Genomic DNA, 21,696 nt, shown 5'->3' on the forward strand with positions numbered 1-21,696 from the left:
ATGGCTGCCACCACCGCGGCATCCGCCAGGTCGTCCACGAAGACGTCCGCCAAGGCGAAGCACCGTGCGGCAGGGCCGCTCTTCGTCGCGCCGTTCATGGTGCTCTTCGTCCTGCTCTTCCTCGCCCCGCTCGGCTACGCCGCCTACCTCAGCCTGTTCCAGGAGAAGCTGATCGGCGGGACGGCGTTCGTCGGCCTCGACAACTACGTCAAGGCCGTGCAGGATCCGCAGCTCATCCACGGAGTCGGACGCGTCGCGCTGTTCTTCGTCATCCAGGTCCCGGTGATGCTGCTCCTGGCCCTGTTGTTCGCGCTCGCGCTCGACAGTGGCCTGCTGCGCCTCGCCCGGGTGATCCGGCTGGGCATCTTCGTCCCGTACGCCGTCCCGAGCGTGGTCGCCGCGCTCATGTGGGGCTATCTGTACGGGCCGGACTTCGGTCCCTTCGCCCAGCTGAGCGAGAAGCTGGATCTGCCTGCCCCGCACTTCCTCAGCGAGGGCTGGATGCTCGCCAGCCTGGCGAACATCGTCACCTGGGAGTTCGTCGGCTACAACATGATCATCCTGTACGCCGCCCTCCGGACGGTCCCCCACGAGCTGTACGAGGCGGCCGCGGTGGACGGGGCCGGCGCCTGGCGCATCGCCTGGTCCATCAAGCTCCCCGCGCTGCGGCCGGCGCTGATGCTCACCCTGCTCTTCTCGGTGATCGGCAGCTTCCAGTTGTTCAACGAGCCGCAGCTGCTGAAGGTCATCGCTCCCGACGTCATCAGCAGTTCCTACACGGCGAACCTGTATTCCTACACCCTCGCCTTCACCGGCCAGCGGCTCAACTACGCGGCCACGGTGTCCTTCCTTCTCGGCCTCGTCATCGTGGTCGCCTCCTACGCCGTCCTGCTCACCGCGAACCGCAGGAGGCCCCTGTGACCTCCCCCGACCTCTCGGCTGCCCTCGAACAGGGAGGACCCCCCTCGGCCATGCCCCCGGCGACCGCGGGTTCCCCGCCGACGGACGGGACGCCCGCGCCCCGTGGCCGACGCCGTCCCTCTGCGTCCATGCGCCGCAGCACCCCGCTGACCATCGCCATGCTGGCCGCTCTGGCCTACTTCCTGCTGCCGCTGTTCTGGCTGGTCGTCGCCTCGACGAAGAGCGCCCAGGACCTGTTCAACAGCTTCGGCCTGTGGTTCTCCCGCGCCCCGCAACTGCCGGCGAACGTCAAGGAGACCTTCACGCAGGACGACGGGGTCTTCGTCAACTGGCTACTCAACACGGTCATGTACGCCGTGGTGAGCGCCCTCGGTGCCGCCCTGCTCGCCGCCGCGGCCGGATACGGCTTCGCCAAGTTCCGTTTCCGCGGCGACCGCGCGGCTTTCAACCTCGTCCTCGGCGCCGTCATGATCCCGGCCACCGCCCTGGCGATCCCGACCTACCTGCTCTTCGCGAAGGTCGAACTGGTCAACACCCCCTGGGCGATCATCCTGCCCTCCCTCGTCAACCCCTTCGGCCTCTACCTCATGCGCGTCTACGCCCAGGACGCCATCCCCGACAGCATCCTGGAGGCCGCCCGCATCGACGGCGCCGGGGAGGCCCGGATCTTCTTCACCATCGCCCTGCGGCTGCTCGCGCCGGGCCTGGTGACCGTCCTGCTCTTCACGCTCGTCGCCACCTGGAACAACTACTTCCTCCCGCTGATCATGCTCAACGACCCGAACCTGTACCCGATCACCGTCGGCCTCTCCTCCTGGGCCGCCCAGGCCCAGAACGGCGGCGCCGGCGCCAGCAGCGACATGCTCGCGCTCGTCGTCACGGGCTCCCTCATCTCGGTCCTCCCACTCGTCGTCGCCTTTCTCCTGCTCCAGCGGTACTGGCAGAGCGGACTGGCCGCCGGCGGCGTCAAGCAGTAGCGCGCAGTCCTCGTACCACCCCCTGTCCTCGGAGGTTCCTTCATGGCGGTTCTGCCTGCCCGCGTCCTGTTCGGCGCCGCGTACTACCACGAGTACCAACCCGCCTACCACGCCGAGTCGGCGCCCGACGAACAGCTGAAGAGCGACCTCGACCTGATGGCCGCCGCGCACTTCAGCGTCATCCGGGTCGGTGAGTCGGTCTGGTCGACCTGGGAGCCCACGAACGGGCGGTTCGAGCTCGACTGGCTCCAGCCGGTGCTGGACGGCGCCCACGAGCGTGGCATCTCCGTCATCCTCGGCACACCGACGTACGCCGTACCGCCGTGGCTGGCCCGCCAGTACCCGGAGATCGCCGGGGAACGGCCCACCGGGCAGCGCATCGGCTGGGGTGCCCGTCAGGAGGCGGACTTCACCCACCCGGCGTTCCGCTTCCATGCCGAGCGGGTGATCCGGAAGATCGTCGCCCGGTACGCCGGCCACCCGGCGGTCATCGGCTTCCAGGTGGACAACGAGCCGGGCCTGCACCTCCTCCACAACCACGGTGTGTTCCAGCGTTTCGTGGACCACCTGCGCGACAGGTACGGGGACGTCGAGACCCTCAACCGCGAGTGGGGCCTGGTCTATTGGTCGCACCGGCTGTCGACCTGGGCCGACCTGTGGACGCCGGACGGCAACGCCCAGCCGCAGTACGACGTCGCGTGGCGGGAGTTCCAGGCCCGCCAGGTCACCGAGTTCATCGGCCGGCAGGCCGACATCGTCCGCGAATACGCCCGGCCCGAGCAGTTCGTGACCACGTGCATCTCCTACACGCGCGACGCGGTGGCGGACGACGAGCTGTCCGACCGTCTCGACATCGCCTCGGGCAACCCCTACTACGACATGCAGGACGGCCTGCTGCTCCCCGACCCCACGCCCGAGGACCACGAGCAGAAGTGGAAGACCACCGGCGTGTGGTCGATGTACCAGACCGCGGACTGGATGTACTCCTCCCGCCAGGAGCCGTTCCTGGTCACCGAGACCAACGCCAACTCGATCGGCATGGCGTGGGACAACCGGCCCGGCTACGACGGACAGTGGCGCCAGGCCGCCTGGGCGCAGGTCGCGCGCGGCGCGCGGATGATCGAGTACTGGCAGTGGCAGACCCTGCGTTTCGGCGCGGAGACCTACTGGGGCGGCGTCCTTCCGCACACCGGCCGACCGGGCCGTACGTACGCCGAAATCGCCCGCCTGGGCGCGGAGTTCGAGACCGCGGGCCCGCTGGTCGCCGGGATCGAACCGGACGCCGACATCACGATGGTCTACTCGACTCCCAGCAAGTGGCTCATGCAGAAGCACCCGCCGCTGGCGACCGCCGACGGCGGACCGGACGCCGCCGCCTACCACCGGATCTTCGACCCCTTCTATCGCGGCGCCTTCGACACAGGACGCCAGGCGCGGATCGTGCACGCCCGCCAGTTGCACGATCCCCGCGGCGAGCGGGAGGGCCTGACGGCCGAAGAGGGCGCACGCCGTCATCCGGTCCTGGTCGTCCCCGCGCTGTACGTCGTCGACGACACGACGCTCGACTGGCTCGCCGCCTACGCCCACGCCGGCGGGCATCTGGTGCTCGGCCCGCGCACCGCCTACGCCGACCACGAGGCACGGGCCCGGCAGGAGGCGGCCCCGGGGCGCCTTGCCGACGCCGCGGGTGTCACCTACGACGAGTTCAGCAACCTGCCCCAGGATGTGCCGCTGCGCACCGCGCCCGGCGACCCGCTGGAGCTGTCGCCGAACGCCACGGCGACGCGCTGGGCCGACGGCCTCACGGTCATCGATGCCGACGTGCTCGCCACCTACGACCACCCGCACTTCGGCCGCTGGCCCGCGGTCACCACCCGCCGCCACGGCGAGGGCCGCGTGACCTGCGTCGGCACCGTCCCCGGTCGCGACCTCGCCCGGGCCCTGGCCGTCTGGATGGCACCGGCCCCCCGCAGCGCGTGGCGGGACCTCCCCGCATCCGTCACCGCGACGACCGGCACCTCCCCCGACGGCCGTCGCGTCCACATCGTGCACAACTGGGCCTGGCAGCCCGTCGGCGTCGCCTCCCCGGTGGACCTTTCCGACGCCCTCGACGGCACGCCCGTCCCCGCGGGCACGGCGCTGCGCCTCGGCGCCTGGGACGTCCGCGTGCTTGTCTCCTGATCCACCCCCGACAGGCACCACCGCAGCCATCCCCGAGGAGGGGCTATGCAGAGAAGAAGAGCAGGGAAAGCGCTGGGAACCTTCGTCGCGGCATCCGCGATGCTGGCGATACCCATGGGCACCGCACAGGCCTACAACCCGACGGGTGGAATCCTCTACCAGCTCGGAGACGAACCGTGCCTCAAGGGGCGTGGCAACTGCGCGGTCTACCCGAAGTCGGCGCAACTGCCGGGCGGACGCCTGGTCGCGTCGTTCGAGAAGTCCACGGTGGTGCCGGAGACGGGCAGCGCCGACAGGCAGACGCTCCCCGTGTACAAGAGCGACGACCACGGAACGAGCTGGCAGCCGTTGTCGGAGGTCAAGGCACCCGCGTACCTCTCCAAGGACCCCAAGTACGCGAAGTACACGAGCAACTGGACGAACCCGTACCTCTACACGCTGCCGCAGAACGTCGGGAAACTGAGGAAGGGCACGCTGCTCCTCGCGAGTGTCGTGTCGGGCGACGACTACTACTACAAGGAGCGCAAGGCGGCCGACCCGAACTGGACTCCGACCAACGACGGAGACCGCAAGAACCTGGCGATCGCCCTGTACTCCAGCACCGACGACGGTGCGACATGGAAGGTCCTCAACGTCGTCGCGACCGGCGGCTGGCAGGGCGGCAGCGCGGGCGCGATCGGCCAGTTCGTCGCGAGCGCCAACACGACCAAGCAGGTGGATCCCCTCTGGGAGCCCTACCTGATGGTCTACAAGGGCAAGCTCGTCTGCTTCTACTCCGACGAGAACGACTACATCGGCTTCAACCCGAAGACCGGCGTCCCGATCCTGGACCCGGCCAACGACACCGCCAAGGACTCGCACGGCCAGATCCTCGTCCACAGGACCTGGGACGGCCGCGGTGGAAAGTGGAGCGCTCCGGTCGTCGACATCGCGGGACTCACCCAGGACATGGGGGGCGGCAAGACGGAGATCGGCGGCGGGCGGCCCGGCATGACGAACGTCGTGCGGACGACGGACGGCAAGTGGATGCTCCCGTTCGAGTACTGGGGTGGCGGAGCCAACACCCGGTACGTGACCGCCGACAGCCCGCTGGAGTTCTACCGCGGCTCGGCCACCGGCACGGACGTCGCCTCGCTGCCGGTCGACGCCGGCTCCCGTCCTCTCGCGCGAGGCGGCAGTCCGGTCGTCATCAGGCTTCCCGATGGGCGCCTGGTCTACAACGCCGCAGGCAGCGGCAACGTCTGGGTCAACGAGAGCGGACGCAGCGACGGCACCTGGAAGGAGTACCAGACGACCTCGCGGGCCGGTTACAGCCGCAACCTCCAGTACGTCCAGGGCACGGGCCGCATCTCGATCCTCAACAACCAGGGCACCTCGACGCTCGCCTACGCGGAGGTCGACCTGGGCCGGTCGGACGGCGCCTACTACCGGTTGGTGAACCGGAGGACGGGCCAGGTGATCGGCACCGGGAACAAGACCAACGACGCGAACATCGGCAACGGGGATGTTCCTGACGTCGTGTTGGAGGAGCCCGGCTCGGCGGCGAACCCGGACACCCAGTACTGGCACGTGATCACCGGGCCCCAGGGCGGCACCACGCTGCTCAACAAGTCGGGCGGCCGCGCGGCGGCGATCTGGACCGGCAACGCGACGGTCGGCCAACGGATCGGCCAGTGGGTCGACAACAGCCCCACCGGCAGCTGGAACCTCGTGAAGAACGATGACGGGTTCTACAGCCTGCAGTCGGCCAGGAACCAGAACCTGTACCTGACGGGTGCGTCGGCCGGGGCGCCGCTCACCTTGCAGAACGCGGTCCCGGACGGTTCGCAGGAGTGGAAACTCGTCCGCTAGCCACCGCGCCCCGCGGCCCTACTCCACCGCGGTCGACTCCCGGATCGTCAGGCTGCAGGGCATGCGGTGGACTCCCGAGGCGGCCCGGCCGCCGATGGCGGCGAACAGGTGCTGGGCGGCGGTGCGGCCCAGCACCTCCAGGTTCATGTCGATGGTCGTCAGAGGTGGCCTGGTCTCGGCGGACAGGACCTCCCAGTTGTCGTACCCGACGACCGCGATGTCGTCGGGAACGCGGCGGCCCCGTTCGCGGACGGCCTCGACGAACCCGGCGGCGATCTGATCGCTTCCGCAGAACACGGCGTCGGTCTCCGGGTCGGCGGTGAGTACGATCTCGGCCGCCTGCCGGCCCCACCGCCGGGACCACGCACCGAAGAGAACCTGTCCGCCGGAGAGGGCGAGTCCCGCCTCCTCCAGGGTCTCGGCGGTGCCGGCCGCCCTGTCCTGGGCGGCCTGGTAGTGGGTGGGCCCGGTGATGTGGGCGATGCGCCGCCTGCCGACGGTCAGCAGATGCTGAACGGCGATGCGAGCCCCGCCCACGTCGTCGGGCACGAACGAGACGTCCTGCGGATCGTCGGACGGCGCGTAGGCGTAGACGACGGGCACGGGCAGATCGAGGTTGATCGACGGCCGTGGATCCGTGCTCTCGCCGACCACGATGATCCCGTCGACGCGACGGGCCAGCAGGGTACGAAGGTAGTGCCGCTCGCGGATGGCGTCTCCGCGGGCGTCACAGAGCAGGACGGCCATCTCCCCCGTGCCGAAGGCGTCCTCCGCACCGAGCAGTACGGGGATGCCGAAACGGCCGACGCTGTCGCTGGTGAGCAGCCCGACCGTGCGAGTCCGGCCCGAGATCAGGCTCTGGGCGAGCGCGTTCGGCTGGTATCCCAGTTCCTCCGCCGCCCGGAGAACACGCTGGAGCGTCTCGGCGCGGACCTGGCTCCGGCCGTTGAGCGCCTTGGACGCGGTCGCGATCGACACCCCCGCGCGGGTGGCCACATCGGTGATCGTGGTCGCGCGTCGCCGCGTAGAACTCATCGTCGCGAAAACCTTTTCCACCCAGAGGAAACCGTCACTTCGGACGCCGTCCCACCTCGCCCGATCCGAACCTAGACCGGTAAGCCCTTCCCATGTAAGGGCTGAGGCCCACTCTCGGCTATTGACAGTGCGTCAGCCCGCCTCTACGTTGCGAAAACCTTTTAGGTAAGCCTTATTTGCGGCTACCCACTGACACTTGCGCATGTCAGGGACACGCCATAGCCCACGGCCCCGGCGGTCGCGCGGCTGAACGCACCATCGCGAGCAACCGCCTGCTGTCAACCGGACAGGGAGCCTCCGATGAGAAGACCGCACGCCCTCCTGGTACGACGTCGGCGCACGAGATGCCTTCTCGTCGCACTGATGCTCAGCGTCTGTTCCGTCGTCGCCGGGGCCCCGGCCCACGCCGCGCAGACCATCGGCTTCCCCACCTTCGGCGGACCCGCGATCCCGGCCGCGCCCGTCGGCTACACCCCGGGCGACATGATGCGGAGCATCTACGACGCGGAGAGCTCGGGCACCGACTTCTGGATGGACCGCCTCCTGGCCCGCTCGGGCAACGACCCGGCGGGCCCCTGGCTGATGAGCCGTGGGCGCGCGCTCTTCATGAAGACCCACGACCCCGCGGTGCTCGGCTTCGGCGGCCATGTCGCCTACTGGGAGAGCGTCAACGACCAGAACGCCTACAGCGTCACCATCGGCCCGGGCACCTTCACGGAACAGGTCGCCCAGCGCCGGCAGGTGCCCAGCCACTGGAAGAGCGTGCACACCAACGGTTCGGTCACGGTCGACCAGACCAAGTTCATCACCGACAACAACGTCGCCGTGACCAACCTGTCCATCAAGAACAACGGCGGCAGCGCCACCACCCTGCAGTTACGGGCCACTTCCCCGTACGCCACCACTGGCAGCGGCGGTGAGCTGACCGGGCAGGTCAACGCCTACAACAACCTCACCACGATCCGCCCCCGGCTGACCGGCGACGGCTTCTCGGTCTCCAACGGCGGCCTCAACCGGTCCGTGACGATCGCGGCCGGGGCCACCGTCACCACCAAGGTGGTCATGGGCTTCGTCACCGACGAGATCCCCCAGTCGCTCACCGAGTACAACGCCTACGCCGGTTACTCCAACGCCACCGCGTTCGCCACCCATGTCAGGGCCTACAACCTGTGGTGGGCGCAGAACGTGCCCTACATCGACGTGCCCGAGGGCGCGATCAAGAAGAACATCTACTACCGCTGGTGGCTGATGCGCTTCAACAGCCTCGACGCCGACATCCCCGGGCAGACCTTCCAGTTCCCGACCTCCACCGAAGGCGTCCTCGGCTACAACAACGCGATCGCGCTGACCCAGCCCATGCACATCGACGACCTGAAGTATCTGCGCAACCCGGCCTACGCGTACGGGGACTGGCTGAGCGTCGGCCAGACGTCCAAGGGGGCCCGCTTCCTCGACAACCCGGGTGATCCGGAGAACTGGTCCAACAGCTACACCCAGTACATCGCCGAGGCGGCCTGGAAGAGCTATCAGATCCACGGTGGTCAGCCGGGCATCGCCGCCAACCTGGCCCGCTACGCCGAGGGTGACGTCAAGGGGCAGCTCTCGTACTACGACCACGACAACAACAAGCTCATCGAGTACGACTGGGGCGCCCTGACGGGCAACGACGCCGACGCGGTCTCCTTCCACTGGAAGCCCGGCACCATGGACCGCGCCGAGTCCGCCTACCAGTACAGCGGCGCGCTCGCCGCCGCGCAGGCCTACGAGGCGACCGGCAACACCGCCAAGGCCACCGAGATGCGCACGCTCGCGACCCAGATCAAGGACGCCATCGTCAACGTGCTCTGGAATCCCAACCGGCAGTTGTTCGAGCACCGTTTAAAGTCGACCGACGAATGGGTGCCGTGGAAGGAGATCAACAACTACTACCCGTTCTCGGTCGGAGCCGTCCCCAACACCACCGCCTACAAGCAGGCGTTGCGTCTGTACGACGACCCGGCCCAGTACCCGGTCTTCCCGTTCTACACGGCCAACCAGGTCGACAAGAAGGCCGCAGCCGAGGCGGGCAATCCGGGGTCGAACAACTTCTCCACCATCAACTCGACCGTCCAGTTCCGGCTGTACTCGTCGGTGCTGCGCAACTACTCCAACTCCTGGATGAGCGCGACCGACTACAAGAAGCTCCTGTACTGGAACACCTGGGCGCAGTACGTCGGCGGCAACACCCAGTGGCCGGACGCCAACGAGTTCTGGGCCGACTGGAACGGCAGCTCGATCAACTACCGCTCCTGGATCCACCACAACATCCTGGGCAGCAGCAACTGGACCGTGATCGAGGACGTCGCCGGTCTGCGGCCCCGTAACGACGCCAAGGTCGAGCTGTCCCCCATCGACATCGGCTGGAGCCACTTCACCGTCAACAACCTCCGCTACCGGGGCGCCGACCTGTCCATCGTCTGGGACGACCCGGCCGACGGCGTGGTGCGCTATCCCGGCGTTCCGGAGGGGTACTCGATCTACGTCAACGGCAGCCGGGCCGCCACCGTCGGCTCGCTAGTGCCCTTCACCTGGGACCCGGCCACCGGTGACGTCACCACGAGCGGCACGGTCACCCACCACATGTCCGTCGCCGGGCTGAAGGCCCCCAACCAGGTCGTGCAGGACAGTCCGCAGATGGTCGACATGCTCGCCAAGGCCGGCGTCGACCTGACCGCCGACCTCACCAACCTCGCCTCCGGGGCGGCCGTGTCCGCCTCCCACACCGGGTCCGGCAGCGTCGCCTCCGGCGCGGTCGACGGCTACCCCACCAACGAACCCTTCTGGGGCGCGGGCGGCTCCCCCAACAGCCAGGACTGGTACGAGCTGAACCTCGGGACCGCCCGCACGCTGAACGAGGTACGCCTCCACTTCAAGGACAGCCGCCCGGCCAGCACCACCTACCGGGCCCCGTCCGCGTACACCATCCAGTACTACAACGGCAGTTCATGGGTGAGCGTGCCCGGGCAGGCCAGGAGTCCGGCCGCGCCGCGGGCCAACTACAACGTGGTGCGGTTCCCGGCGATCAGCGCCCAGCGCATCCGGGTCCTGGCCACCAACGCGTCCGGCGCGAAGACCGGCCTCACCGAGGTCAAGGTCTTCAACCGGGGCGGAATGCAGCCACCGGCCAACCAGGCGGGGTCCGCGACGGCGTCCGCGTCGTACACCTCCTCATGGGAGACCGTCACCGCGGTCAACGACGGAATCGATCCGCCGTCGTCCAACGACACCGTGAATCCGCGCTGGGGGACCTGGCCGGAGACCGGCCAGCAGTGGGCGGAGCTGACCTGGCCGTCCGCGAAAACCCTCGACAGGGCCGAGGTGTACTTCTTCGACGACGACCAGGGCATCGACATGCCCGCCTCATGGAAGCTGCAGTACTGGAACGGCAGCGCCTACGTCGACGTGCCCGGTGCGGGCGGCTACCCCGTGGCCAAGAACCAGTACAACACCGTCACCTTCACCTCCACGAGCACTACGCGGCTGCGGGTGCTGCTCACGGGGAACGGCACCAGCTCCGTGGGGCTCCTTGAGGCGAAGGTGTACGGCCCCGGCGCGACCGCCAAGCGATGAAGGGTGTGCCCAAGTGACTCGTTCCAGATGCCTGTCCGTGCTCACCGCCGTGCTCACCATGGTGGTCGCCCTCCTGGTGGCACCGCCGCACGCGGCCGCCGCCGTCACGTTCACCTCGACGGGGGTGAACCAGAACGGCTCCAACTGCCTTGACGTCCCCGGCAGTTCGACGACCAGCGGAACACAGCTCCGCGCCGGCACATGCACCTCGGGTGCGAGCCAGTCCTTCGGCTTCACCCCGGTCGCGGGGACGTCCGACACCTACACGATCAGTACGCACGCCTCCGGCCAGTGCGTCGACGTGTACGGCGCGTCCACCGCGGACAACGCCACGATCATCCAGTGGACCTGCCACAACGGCACGAACCAGCGGTGGCGGCTCGTGCCCGTGACCGTCGGCGGAACGGACAGGACGTTCAACCTCGTCTCCGTCGGTTCCGGCAAGTGCGTTGTTCCGAGCGGCGGTTCGTCGGCCTCGAACACGGGCCTGGTGCAGCTGCCCTGCGGCACGGGGAACGGCAGGGTGTGGCGTCTGCCCGGCTTCACCGGCGGCGGCACGAGCCCGGGCACGTTCGCCAACCCGCTCTCCCAGCGCGGACCCGATCCCTGGCTGACGTACTACGACGGCTACTACTACCTCGCCACGACCACCTGGAACTCGACGATCACCATGCGCAGGGCCACCACCCTGTCAGGCCTCGCCACGGCCACCGACCAGGTGATCTTCAACCTCACCAGGCCCAACGGGGCCGGCACGATGTGGGCCCCGGAGTTCCACCTGCTCGACGGTCCCAACGGCAAGCGGTGGTACTTCTACTACACGGCCGGGCGGGAGCCGTACGACCTGGGAACCCAGCGGATCCATGTCCTGGAGAGCGCGGGCCTGGACCCGATGGGCCCCTACAGCTTCAAGGCCGACCTGCTCGACCCGGCCCAGGACAACACCTGGGAACTGGACCCGGGCATCCTGCAGTTGAACGGTCAGCTCTATCTCCTCGGCACCTTCTACAACGGCTCGCAGCCCATGTTCATCCGGCCGCTGTCGAACCCGTGGACCGCGAGCGGCACGCGCAGGGTGCTGTCCACCCCGACCTACAGCTGGGAGACGGTGGGCGGCGCGGTCAACGAGGGTGCCGAGGTCCTTCAGCGGGGCGGCAAGACCTTCATCGTGTACTCCGCCAGCCACTGCTCCACGCCCGACTACAAGCTGGGGATGCTCACGTACAACGGAGGTGACCCGCTCAGCTCCTCCTCCTGGGTCAAGTCACCGAACCCGGTCTTCCAGCGGTCCAACGCCAACGGCGTGTACGGCCCCGGCCACAACGGCTTCTTCAAGTCGCCGGACGGGACCGAGGACTGGATCGTGTACCACGCGAACAACTCCGCGGGCGGTGGCTGCGACATGAACCGGTCCACCCGGGCGCAGAAGTTCACCTGGAACGCCGACGGCACGCCGAACTTCGGCACACCGGTGGCCCTCGGCGTCACACTGACGGCGCCGTCGGGCGAGTAACGGTCGATTCGGAACCAGTGGCTTCGCTCGCTCCGCAGACCGTCGGTTCGGGAACCACCACTTCCCGGAGCGTCGGTTTGCGGATCAGGAGCAGCGCCGCGTCGTCGTGCAGCCGACCGCCGACATGGGCCAGCAGTTCGTCATGCAGCGCGGTGAGAGTGCGGGCCGGCTCGTCGGACACGTGGCGTGCCAGCCCGTCGGCGAGCTGGTAGAACTCACGGCCGCGATCGCGGGCCTCGGTGACCCCGTCGGTGTAGAGCAGCAGCTGATCGCCGTCGGAGAACGGCACGACCTCCAGGGCGGGAGTGTGCCTCGTCAGGGCGCGCAGGCCGAGCGGCGGGGCCGGATGCGTGGGCTCCACCGCCTCGACACCTCCGGACGCGCGTATCAGCAGCGGAGGCGCGTGTCCGCAGTTCACCACCTCCAGCTGCCCTGCCTGTGAGTAGCCGGCGACCACGGCGGTGACGAAGTCGTCGCAACCGAGGTTGCGCGCCAGGCTCCGCTCAATCCTGTCTATGACGGCGAGGAGATCCGGCTCGTCGTAGGCGGCCTCACGGAAGACACCGAGCACCAGCGCGGCGGTCCCCACGGCCGGCAGTCCCTTGCCCCGCACATCGCCGACGATCAGCCGCACTCCGTACGGGGTCGGTATCAGAGCGTAGAGATCCCCGCCGATACGGGCCTCGGCCGCCGCGGCGCTGTAGCGGACCGCCACCTGGAACGGGCCGACGGTCGCCGGTACGGGCTTGAGCAGGGCGTGCTGGGCGGTCTCCGCCACCGAGCGGACGGCGGCGAGCACCCGGTCACGGCGCCCGCGCAGCGCGCTGGCCAGGCCACTCGCCACGGTGACGGCGGCAAGGGCGGACAGTACGGCTGCCAGTTCGTGGCCCGGGACGCCGTCCCGGGCTCCGAGCGTCGCCCCGAGCACCGCGGCGAGGAGACCGACGCACACGACACCGCGCGGCCCGTTCGTGGTGGCGGCCAGGGCGGGTCCGGCCGCGAGGAGGGGCAGCCAGACCATTCCGGCCCCGCCGACGAAGTCGGCGAGCACGACGACGGAGACGATCAGCACGGGCAGTACGTGCAGTAGATGCAGTAGCGGCATTCCGGCGGCCGGCCGCGCGGAAGTCCGGTCGCGTGCCGAAGCCCCGGAACCGGCCACCCGGTTCCTGAGTGTCCGTATGGACCAGTGGTTGCCGCCATACTCACGGGCCTGACTCATACTTCGTCCGCTGTCCTCACCTGTGCATGGCGCACATTCCTGGAATGTCGGTTTCATCCAGGAAACGGTGTCGGCGCGGACGTCACAAGAAGCGGATTTTCAGATAGTGAGCGACAGGCTCCTGGTCACGCGGTTCGCGGTCGGGATCAGCCTCTCCCGGATGTCCTGCAGCCGGGAGAGCCGGTCCACCGGCATCGAGACACCGAGCGAGCCGAGGGTGTCCCCGCTGTAGACGGGCACGGCGACGCAGACCGTGCCCAGGGCGTACTCCTCCAGGTCCGTGACGGCCGGGGCCACGGGTGAGGTGTCCAGGCGCCGGAGCAGTTCCGGCCTGCTGGTGATCGTCCGCGGTGTGAGGTCGGCGAGGTGGTGCCTGGAGATGTAGTCCTCGCGGTTCTCCTCATCCAGTTCCCTGAGCACGGCCTTGCCGAGCGCGGTGGCGTGGCCCGCGTCCTCGAACCCCACCCAGAGGTCGACGCGGGGGGCCCGGGGGCCGTCGACGATCTCGGCGACCCGGATCTCGCCCTCCTCGTAGAACGTGAGGTAGGCGGCGGTCGTGAGCTCGTCGCGCAGCGCGGCGAGCGTGGGGCGGACCCGGCTGAGCAGCGCCTGACCACGGCCCGTGCTCTGCATCACCTGCAGCTTGTCGCCCAGGACGAAGCCGCCGTCGTCCAGCTTCCGCAGGTATCCGTCGTGGACCAGCGTCCGCAGCAGGTGGTAAGCGGTGGCCAGGGGCAGGCCCGTCTCGCGCGCCAGCTGCTTCGCCGGCGCTCCGTTCGGATGCGCGCTGACGGCCTCCAGGAGGCGGAAGGCCCGCTGGACCGACGTGATGAGGGTGGGGCCGTCGCGCTCGCCCATAGGACCAGCGTGCGCCGGTCCGGCGAAGGGGGCAAGGCGAGCGCTCAGCCCTGGGCGCGAGTGACGAGGATCCCGTCGGCGTCGCTGTACAGGTGGCAGCCGGGCGTGAACGTCACTCCGCCGAAGGAAACCTCGACGTCTCTGTCCCCAACACCCTCCTTGCGGCTCTTCCGGGGGTTGGACCCCAGGGCCTTCACACCAATGTTGATCTTCGAAAGCGCCTCGACATCGCGGACGGCGCCATTGATGACGACACCCTCCCAGCCGCTGGACGCGCCCAGGTCCGCGATGAGATCCCCCATCAGAGCGGCGGCCAGCGAACTACCACCGTCGACGACGAGCACCCGCCCCGCGCCGGGCTCCCCGAGGGTGGCCTTGAGGATCACGTTGTCCTCGTGGCATCGCACAGTCGTGACGGCACCCTCGAACGACGTCCGGGCACCGAAGATCCGGAACTGGGTGGTGCACGACTGGAGGTCGTCCCCGTGCTCGTCGTAGAGGTCGGCTGTGGGCTTCATAGGATTCCTCTCGTGGAAACCGCGCGCGGACGACAGCCCCATCATTCCCTGGCAGTACCGCGTGTACTGCCAGAGCCCCCTGAGATCGGCAACGTCCCTGAGGTCAGGAAGAACGTGACGGCGTAGGTGAAGCGTCCGGTGCGGACCGCCTGATCGAACTGGGCGACGAACCGGTCGGCGTCGACAGGGTCGAGGTGACCACGAGCGGCAGCGGTGTGGGCCCAGCTCCTGATTCCCATCACGTTGTCGACGGCCGTCGGGTCGCGGACGACGAGCGTGCGGGCCTCCACCGCGATGTCTTCCAGGGCCCGGGCGGCGAGCATGCCCGCATGCCGATGCGCGAGCGTGCCGTTGCGCAGGTTCACCTCGGCTCGAAAGCGCAGCACCTGAGCGGCGAGGTGCCGGTCCTCGATGTCGAGGACCTGGGTGGTGTAGTCGGGGTCGGCCAGCACGATCCGGCCGCCGGGCCGGACCACGCGGGACATCTCATCGACCACCCGCGCCGGATCCTCCACGTGCTGGAGCACGCGATCCGCCCAGGCGCCGTCGAAGCACGAGTCCCGGAGCGGGAGACGGTGCCCGTCCGCCACGACTACGTGTCCGAGGCCGGCGCCCTTCATCGCGGTGGCCATGGTCAGGGAACTGTCCGCTCCGACGACCCGTGCTCCCGATTCGGTGCTCAGAGCCAGCGCGCCGTCCCCCGCTCCGGCGCCCACGTCGAGGAATCGGCCGCTGGGACGGGCGTGCAGGAGTTCTCGCAGCCGTTTCTTGTAGGACCCGTAGAACGGCTCGGCGGTCAGCCTCTTCAGGACCTCGACGAGTTCGGACGGCCGGGCCTGGCTGTCGACCGCGGTGAAGGCGTGTGGCACGTGGCGGCGGCTCATGATTGAAAACTAGCGCTGAGCAGGACAGCCGTGGCCCCGCTCATCGGGCCGGAGGGATCGGTCGGCGTGATCACCGTGCCGTCCGCCGGTCCGCGGTCGCCGAGCCGGTGGCCTGCGCGGGCCCGGCAGGGGGCTCTCAAGACAAGCCCGGCGGGGGGCTCTCAAGAGGGGCGCTCATGACGCCGAGCCGACTCGCGCGCGCCCTGTGCTTCTGCTCACATCGCCATCGCCTCCTGTAATTTACTAGGACGTCCTACTATCTAATCAGTCAGCGTTCCCCTGACCTGTCCGGGAAGGCCCCCATGAGCGACCTGCACCGCCCCGTGCACCCCATCCGTCTGGTCACCGCGTCGGCGCTGTTCGACGGGCATGACGCCTCGATCAACATCATGCGGCGGATCTTCCAGTCCCAAGGGGCCGAGGTGATCCATCTCGGGCACAACCGGTCGGTGCAGGAGGTCGTGGACGCGGCACTCGAGGAGGACGCGCACGGTGTGGCCGTCTCGTCCTACCAGGGCGGGCACGTGGAGTACTTCGAGTATCTGGTCGACTCGTTGCGCCGGCAGGGAGCCGAGCACGTGCGCGTGGTGGGCGGCGGGGGCGGTGTCATCGTGCCCGAGGAGATCACCCGGCTGCGCAACAGCGGGGTGACGATCTTCTCCCCGGAGGATGGCCAGCGCATGGGCCTCGCCGGGATGGTCAACACGGTGGTGAAGGACTGCGACTTCGACCTCTGGGACGGCAAGCCCGCCGACGCGGCCGCCGTACTCGCGGGCGACCGGTTCGCGATCGCCCGCGCGATCACGGGTGCGGAACTCGGCAAGCTGCCCACCGATCTCCTGGAGCAGCTGCGTGCCGCCGGTGCCGTACGCAGCACGCCGGTGGTCGGCATCACCGGCACCGGCGGCTCGGGCAAGTCGTCGTTGACCGACGAGCTGGTGCGCCGGTTCCGTCTCGACCAGCAGGACAAGCTGCGGATCGCGGTGATCGCGGTCGACCCGACGCGGCGCCGTGGCGGTGGTGCGCTGCTCGGTGACCGGATCCGGATGAACTCCCTGGACGGGAACCGCATCTTCTTCCGGAGCCTTGCCACCCGCGGCAGCCATGAGCTGCCCGAGCACCTGTCCGAGGTGATCGACGTGGTCAAGGCCGCCGGCTTCGACCTGGTGATCGTGGAGACACCGGGCATCGGCCAGGGCGACGCGGCGATCGTGCCGTTCGTGGACACCTCGATGTACGTGATGACACCGGAGTTCGGCGCCGCCTCGCAGCTGGAGAAGATCGACATGCTCGACTTCGCCGACGTCGTGGCGATCAACAAGTTCGAGCGGCGTGGCGCCAAGGACGCCCTGCGCGACGTGGGCCGCCAACTGGTCCGTAACCGCGAGGCGTTCGGGAAGCGGCCCGAGGACATGCCGGTCATCGGCACCTCGGCGGCCACGTTCAACGACGACGGTGTCACCGCGCTCTACCAGTACGTGAAGGCGGCGCTGGCCGAGCACGGGCTGCCGTTGTCCGAGGGCACGCTGGCGCCGGTCGACGTGCGCCACTCCTCCGGCATCCGGCAGGTGGTTCCCGCGGACCGGGTGCGCTACCTCGCCGAGATCACCGACTCGGTCCGTGGATACCACGCCGCCACCGAACTGCTGGCCGAGGCCGCCCGGCGCGTGCAGCGTCTGGAGGCCGTCGAGGGCGAGCTTCTCGCGGCCGGCTCCGAGGCGGGGAACGTCCAGTCGCTGCTCGACGGCGCCCGCAAGCAGCTCCCGCAGGACGTCAGGGAGCAGATCGCGAACTGGCCCGCTGTCGTGGCCTCGTACTCCGGCGACGAGCTGGTCGTGAAGGCCCGGGACAAGGAGATCCGCACCCGGCTGACGCGCGAGTCGCTCTCGGGCAACAAGATCCCGCGCGTCTCGCTGCCCCGGTTCACCGACCACGGGGAGCTGGTGCGGTTCTGGCGCCGGGAGAACCTGCCCGGCCACTTCCCGTTCGCCGCCGGGGTGTTCCCCTTCAAGCGCGACGGTGAGGATCCGGCGCGGATGTTCGCCGGCGAGGGAGATCCGTTCCGCACCAACCGACGCTTCAAGCTGTTGTCCGAGGGTCAGCCGGCCACCCGGCTGTCCACCGCGTTCGACTCGGTCACCCTCTACGGCCGCGACCCGGACGAGCGTCCTGACATCTACGGCAAGGTCGGCACCTCCGGCGTGTCGGTCGCGACCCTGGACGACATGAAGACGCTCTACGACGGCTTCGACCTGATCGCGCCGACGACCTCGGTGTCGATGACGATCAACGGCCCGGCCCCCACCGTGCTCGCGTTCTTCCTCAACACCGCCATCGACCAGCAGATCGAAAGGTTCCGCACGGCCGAGGGCCGCGACCCCTCCCCCGAGGAGACGGACGAACTGCGCGCGCACGCACTGGCGAACGTACGCGGCACGGTGCAGGCCGACATCCTCAAGGAGGACCAGGGGCAGAACACCTGCCTGTTCTCCACCGAGTTCAGCCTGCGGATGATGGCGGACATCCAGGAGTGGTTCATCGCCAACAAGGTCCGCAACTTCTACTCGGTGTCCATCTCCGGCTACCACATCGCCGAGGCCGGGGCGAACCCCATAAGCCAGCTCGCCTTCACCCTCGCCAACGGCTTCACCTATGTGGAGGCGTACCTCGCGCGGGGCATGCACATCGACGACTTCGCTCCCAACCTGTCGTTCTTCTTCTCCAACGGCATGGACCCGGAGTACTCGGTCCTGGGCCGGGTCGCCCGCCGGATCTGGGCCGTCGCGATGAAGGAGAAGTACGGCGCCAACGAGCGCAGCCAGAAGCTGAAGTACCACGTCCAGACCTCCGGACGCTCCCTGCACGCCCAGGAGATGGACTTCAACGACATCCGCACCACGCTGCAGGCGCTCATCGCCATCTACGACAACTGCAACAGCCTGCACACCAACGCCTACGACGAGGCCGTGACCACCCCCACCGAGGACTCCGTCCGCCGGGCCCTGGCCATCCAGTTGATCATCAACCGGGAATGGGGCCTGGCCATGAACGAGAACCCTCTCCAGGGCTCGTTCATCATCGACGAACTCACCGATCTGGTCGAGGAGTCCGTCCTCCAGGAGTTCGAGCGGATCAGCGAGCGGGGCGGCGTGCTCGGCGCCATGGAGACCGGCTACCAGCGCGGCCGCATCCAGGACGAGTCGATGCTCTACGAGCAGCGCAAGCATGACGGCAGTCTGCCCCTCATCGGCGTCAACACCTTCCGCAACCCGCACGCGGACACCGCCGAACCCGTCGTCATCGAGCTGGCCCGCGCCACGGAGGACGAGAAGCAGTCCCAGCTGGAGCGCGTGCGCGACTACCAGTCCCGCCACCGCGACCCGGCCCACGCGGCCCTGGTCGCCCTCAAGGATGCCGCCGTCAGCGGTGACAACGTCTTCGCCGTCCTCATGGAGACCGCCCGGGTCTGCTCGCTCCAGCAGATCACCGACGCGTTCTTCGAGGTGGGGGGCCAGTACCGCCGCAACGTGTGATCCGGTACCGGTCATCAACCGTCAGTGCCCGCGCAGGCTCGGGAACAGGGCACGGGCGCGGGCAGGATCCGGCGCCGCAGTGCACGGTCGGTCCGGCGCCGCAGTGCACGGTCGGTCCGGCGCCGCAGTGTTCGCAGTGGCCACAGTCGGTGGGCCCCAGGGCGCGACGACCAGCTCGCCGGGGCCCACGGATGGCCCTCAATGATCCAGACCGGATCGCCGCCGGGACGAACTACTCGTGCTGCCAGAAGCGTTGACGATACCAGGGGTCAATGACAACGTTTCCATAGCCGCATCCTTGGAGGCGCTTCCCATGCCCAGCTTTCCCTCTCGGCGAGTGATGGTCGGTTCCGGTCTGGCCGCGATGGCAGCGATGGCCACGACACCGGCGGCCGCAGCGGAACGCTCGGGACCGGCCCGGGCGTTGTCGCGTGCCATCGCCGCATACTCCGCGATCGAGAGACACTTTGGCGCGAAAGACGGCTCCGGGCTGGTCCGCGAGCAGTATCCGGCTGCCGCCGGCGACAAGCCGTACTCGTACGAATGGCCCTTCTCGCAGGTGCACATCGCCGCACTCGACCTCACGGCCGTGGACGCGACGTACGAGCCCGAGTTGGCCCGACGGTCGAGAGCGCAGGAGCACTTCTGGAACGCCGGCGGAGGCACGACCGGGCTTCCCGGATACGACTCCTACCCCGTCGCCCCGTACGGCACGGGCGGTGACATGTTCTACGACGACAACGAATGGGTCGGCCTGGCGAAGGTCCAGCGCCATCTGCAGACCGGGAACACGGCCGCGCTGGCACGCGCGAAGGAGATCTTCGCCCTGGTCAGGTCCGGCTGGGACACCGATACGAGCCACGCCGCACCCGGCGGAGTCTTCTGGACCCAGGCCGACTGGAGCCACGACCGCAACACCGTCTCGAACATGCCGGGCGCCCAACTCGCCCTGCGTCTGCACCAGATCACCGGCGAGGCCGGCTATCTGACCTGGGCGAGACGCTTCTACGACTGGACGAACACGCATCTGCGGAGACCTGACGGCCTGTACTGGGACCACCTTGACCTCAAGGGCACCGTCGAGAAGACCGTCTGGTCCTACAACCAGGGCGTGCCGGTCGGCGTCAACGTTCTCTTCTACGAGGTCACCCGCGACCGCTCCTATCTGCGCCGGGCCGAGCGGACGGCCGAGGCCGCGTACGACTACTACGTCATGCAGGGGCGGCTGTTCACGCAGCCCGTGTACTTCAACTCGATCTTCTTCAAGAACCTGCTGCTCCTGGAGTCGGTGACCGGGAAGGGCAAGTACCACCAGGCGATGGCCGACTACGCCGACCAGTTGTGGTCCACGATGCGGGACCCCGCCACCGGCCTCGTGCACTTCAACGCGGCCGGCGGTACGGAAGCGATCCAGCAGGCGGCGTTCGCGCAGATCTACGCCGTGCTCGCGTGGCCCCGCGCCAAGTGGCGGACGCTCTACTGACTACGGGTGCCCGATCTCTCCCGTGCCGCGCGCGATCAGGTGAACCGGGAGGACGATCCTGCGGGAGGGGGCGTCGTCGCCGTTGATGCGGTCCAGCAGAAGGTGGGCGGCATGGCGGCCGAGTTCCTCGGTGTCGGAGGTGACCACGGTGACCGGGGTGGGAAGCATGTCGGCGAGCTTGAAGTCGTCGAAGCCGACGACCGCGACGGTGGTCTGGAGCTGACGGCAGGCGCGTAGGACGCCCTCGGTGAGGAAGCCCGTGGTGGAGAAGACCGCGGTGGGTGGCTGGTCGGACGTGAGCAGGCTGTGTGCGGCGGCGGAGGCTTCCTCGGTGGTGCCGCGGCGCAGCGTGACGACCAGGTCGTTGTCAGGGGTGATGCCGCTGCGGCGGAGGGCCTTGCGGTAGCCGCGCAGTCGTCGGCCGGTGCTGTAGTAGGAGGGGGCGACGAGGATGGCGATCCGGCGGTGGCCCTGGTCGATGAGGTGCTGGGTGGCCTTGCGTCCACCGTCCTCGTTGTCGACGAGGACGACATCGGCCTCGGCGCCCGTGGCCGGGCGGTCGACGAAGACGATGGGTACGTGGTCGTGGCCGTTGATCTCGTTGAGGAAGGCGTGGTCGCCCTGGTCGGGGACGATGATGAGCCCGGCGACGCGTCGTCCGATCAGCTCGCCCACGGCACGGCGTTCGACCTCCGGGTCCTCGTCGGCCGTGCTGAGGAGGACCGCGTAGCCGGCCAGGTTGGCCACTTCGACGGCGGCCTTGGCCAGGGACGCGTAGAACGGGTTGGTCAGGTCGCCGAGCAGCAGTCCGATGGTCATGGAGTTCTGCCCGGGACGGAGCGAGCGAGCGATCTCGTTGCGCTGGTACCCGATGGCGTTGATGGCCGCGAGCACCCGCTCGGCCGTCTCCTCGCGGACCGTTCCGATGCCGTTGACGACGCGGGAGACGGTGACGACGGCGACTCCGGCACGCTCCGCGACATCGCGCATCGTGGGCCTGGCGTTCTGGTGGTGCGGGGGACGACTGCTCACGTGAGTTGAAGACCAACCTTCCATCGCGTACCGGGGCCGGGACCGCCCTCAGGATACGTTTCGGGTCCCGGCCCGCTGC

General features: G+C 68.8%; 14 protein-coding genes. 8 read left to right on the forward strand and 6 right to left on the reverse strand.

Annotation, left to right across the window (positions count from 1 at the left end; genetic code table 11):
* The 4 genes from ACIBEI_RS21230 to ACIBEI_RS21245 are packed head-to-tail and all read left to right on the forward strand — an operon-like array spanning nt 1 to nt 5,930.
* Complete coding sequence (locus ACIBEI_RS21230) at nt 1-921, forward strand: carbohydrate ABC transporter permease (protein WP_398890967.1); 921 nt, start codon at nt 1-3, stop codon at nt 919-921.
* Nucleotides 922-971: 50 nt separating this feature from the next.
* Nucleotides 972-1,898 carry a carbohydrate ABC transporter permease gene (locus ACIBEI_RS21235; RefSeq protein WP_398891395.1) on the forward strand — a complete coding sequence of 309 codons (927 nt, stop codon included), beginning with the start codon at nt 972-974 and terminating at the stop codon, nt 1,896-1,898.
* A 42-nt stretch (nt 1,899-1,940) separates the two neighbouring features.
* Nucleotides 1,941-4,079, forward strand: a complete 2,139-nt coding sequence (locus ACIBEI_RS21240; RefSeq protein WP_398890969.1) for a beta-galactosidase — start codon at nt 1,941-1,943, stop codon at nt 4,077-4,079.
* Nucleotides 4,080-4,124: 45 nt separating this feature from the next.
* Nucleotides 4,125-5,930 (forward strand): RICIN domain-containing protein, encoded by a 1,806-nt coding sequence (locus ACIBEI_RS21245; RefSeq protein WP_398890971.1) that lies wholly within the window; start codon nt 4,125-4,127, stop codon nt 5,928-5,930.
* 18 nt (nt 5,931-5,948) lie between these two features.
* Here the strand turns inward: ACIBEI_RS21245 and ACIBEI_RS21250 are convergent, their stop codons facing one another.
* Nucleotides 5,949-6,965 (reverse strand): LacI family DNA-binding transcriptional regulator, encoded by a 1,017-nt coding sequence (locus ACIBEI_RS21250; RefSeq protein ID WP_398890973.1) that lies wholly within the window; start codon nt 6,963-6,965, stop codon nt 5,949-5,951.
* 300 nt (nt 6,966-7,265) lie between these two features.
* On the opposite strand from ACIBEI_RS21250, the gene ACIBEI_RS21255 reads away from it, so the two are divergent.
* Together ACIBEI_RS21255 and ACIBEI_RS21260 are read left to right on the forward strand one after the other, a co-directional pair.
* Entirely contained in the window at nt 7,266-10,574 is a 3,309-nt protein-coding gene (locus ACIBEI_RS21255) for a discoidin domain-containing protein (RefSeq protein ID WP_398890975.1), read from the forward strand.
* 13 nt (nt 10,575-10,587) lie between these two features.
* Nucleotides 10,588-12,087 (forward strand): family 43 glycosylhydrolase, encoded by a 1,500-nt coding sequence (locus ACIBEI_RS21260; RefSeq protein WP_398890977.1) that lies wholly within the window; start codon nt 10,588-10,590, stop codon nt 12,085-12,087.
* On the opposite strand, the gene ACIBEI_RS21265 is transcribed toward ACIBEI_RS21260, so the two are convergent.
* The 4 genes from ACIBEI_RS21265 to ACIBEI_RS21280 all read right to left on the reverse strand — a co-directional run bounded on the left by ACIBEI_RS21265 (nt 12,059) and on the right by ACIBEI_RS21280 (nt 15,569).
* Nucleotides 12,059-13,309 carry a PP2C family protein-serine/threonine phosphatase gene (locus ACIBEI_RS21265; protein WP_398890980.1) on the reverse strand — a complete coding sequence of 417 codons (1,251 nt, stop codon included), beginning with the start codon at nt 13,307-13,309 and terminating at the stop codon, nt 12,059-12,061. The genes ACIBEI_RS21260 and ACIBEI_RS21265 overlap by 29 nt on opposite strands.
* A 99-nt stretch (nt 13,310-13,408) precedes the next feature.
* Nucleotides 13,409-14,167, reverse strand: coding sequence for an IclR family transcriptional regulator (locus tag ACIBEI_RS21270; RefSeq protein WP_398890982.1), 759 nt, complete (start codon nt 14,165-14,167; stop codon nt 13,409-13,411).
* Between the two features lie 44 nt (nt 14,168-14,211).
* Nucleotides 14,212-14,685, reverse strand: a complete 474-nt coding sequence (rraA, locus tag ACIBEI_RS21275) for a ribonuclease E activity regulator RraA (RefSeq protein ID WP_398890984.1) — start codon at nt 14,683-14,685, stop codon at nt 14,212-14,214.
* A 41-nt stretch (nt 14,686-14,726) separates the two neighbouring features.
* Nucleotides 14,727-15,569 carry a methyltransferase domain-containing protein gene (locus ACIBEI_RS21280; RefSeq protein ID WP_398890986.1) on the reverse strand — a complete coding sequence of 281 codons (843 nt, stop codon included), beginning with the start codon at nt 15,567-15,569 and terminating at the stop codon, nt 14,727-14,729.
* Between the two features lie 302 nt (nt 15,570-15,871).
* Here ACIBEI_RS21280 and icmF point away from each other — a divergent pair, with 302 nt between their 5' ends.
* Both icmF and ACIBEI_RS21290 read left to right on the forward strand, forming a co-directional pair.
* Nucleotides 15,872-19,102 carry a fused isobutyryl-CoA mutase/GTPase IcmF gene (icmF, locus tag ACIBEI_RS21285; RefSeq protein ID WP_398890988.1) on the forward strand — a complete coding sequence of 1,077 codons (3,231 nt, stop codon included), beginning with the start codon at nt 15,872-15,874 and terminating at the stop codon, nt 19,100-19,102.
* Between the two features lie 313 nt (nt 19,103-19,415).
* Nucleotides 19,416-20,585, forward strand: coding sequence for a glycoside hydrolase family 76 protein (locus tag ACIBEI_RS21290; RefSeq protein WP_398890990.1), 1,170 nt, complete (start codon nt 19,416-19,418; stop codon nt 20,583-20,585).
* On the opposite strand, the gene ACIBEI_RS21295 is transcribed toward ACIBEI_RS21290, so the two are convergent.
* Nucleotides 20,586-21,617, reverse strand: coding sequence for a LacI family DNA-binding transcriptional regulator (locus tag ACIBEI_RS21295; RefSeq protein WP_398890992.1), 1,032 nt, complete (start codon nt 21,615-21,617; stop codon nt 20,586-20,588).
* Nucleotides 21,618-21,696 lie beyond the last annotated feature (79 nt).

Source organism: Streptomyces sp. NPDC050988 (assembly GCF_044456225.1).
In the GTDB taxonomy this organism is placed as follows: domain Bacteria; phylum Actinomycetota; class Actinomycetes; order Streptomycetales; family Streptomycetaceae; genus Streptomyces.

What these genes read in the sequence shown, in the direction of transcription:
- ACIBEI_RS21230 (WP_398890967.1), top strand. Translation starts at nt 1, where the DNA reads ATGGCTGCCACCACCGCGGCATCCGCCAGGTCGTCCACGAAGACGTCC.
- ACIBEI_RS21235 (WP_398891395.1), top strand. Translation starts at nt 972, where the DNA reads ATGCCCCCGGCGACCGCGGGTTCCCCGCCGACGGACGGGACGCCCGCG.
- ACIBEI_RS21240 (WP_398890969.1), top strand. Translation starts at nt 1,941, where the DNA reads ATGGCGGTTCTGCCTGCCCGCGTCCTGTTCGGCGCCGCGTACTACCAC.
- ACIBEI_RS21245 (WP_398890971.1), top strand. Translation starts at nt 4,125, where the DNA reads ATGCAGAGAAGAAGAGCAGGGAAAGCGCTGGGAACCTTCGTCGCGGCA.
- ACIBEI_RS21250 (WP_398890973.1), bottom strand. Translation starts at nt 6,965, where the DNA reads ATGAGTTCTACGCGGCGACGCGCGACCACGATCACCGATGTGGCCACC.
- ACIBEI_RS21255 (WP_398890975.1), top strand. Translation starts at nt 7,266, where the DNA reads ATGAGAAGACCGCACGCCCTCCTGGTACGACGTCGGCGCACGAGATGC.
- ACIBEI_RS21265 (WP_398890980.1), bottom strand. Translation starts at nt 13,309, where the DNA reads ATGAGTCAGGCCCGTGAGTATGGCGGCAACCACTGGTCCATACGGACA.
- ACIBEI_RS21270 (WP_398890982.1), bottom strand. Translation starts at nt 14,167, where the DNA reads ATGGGCGAGCGCGACGGCCCCACCCTCATCACGTCGGTCCAGCGGGCC.
- rraA (WP_398890984.1), bottom strand. Translation starts at nt 14,685, where the DNA reads ATGAAGCCCACAGCCGACCTCTACGACGAGCACGGGGACGACCTCCAG.
- ACIBEI_RS21280 (WP_398890986.1), bottom strand. Translation starts at nt 15,569, where the DNA reads ATGAGCCGCCGCCACGTGCCACACGCCTTCACCGCGGTCGACAGCCAG.
- icmF (WP_398890988.1), top strand. Translation starts at nt 15,872, where the DNA reads ATGAGCGACCTGCACCGCCCCGTGCACCCCATCCGTCTGGTCACCGCG.
- ACIBEI_RS21290 (WP_398890990.1), top strand. Translation starts at nt 19,416, where the DNA reads ATGCCCAGCTTTCCCTCTCGGCGAGTGATGGTCGGTTCCGGTCTGGCC.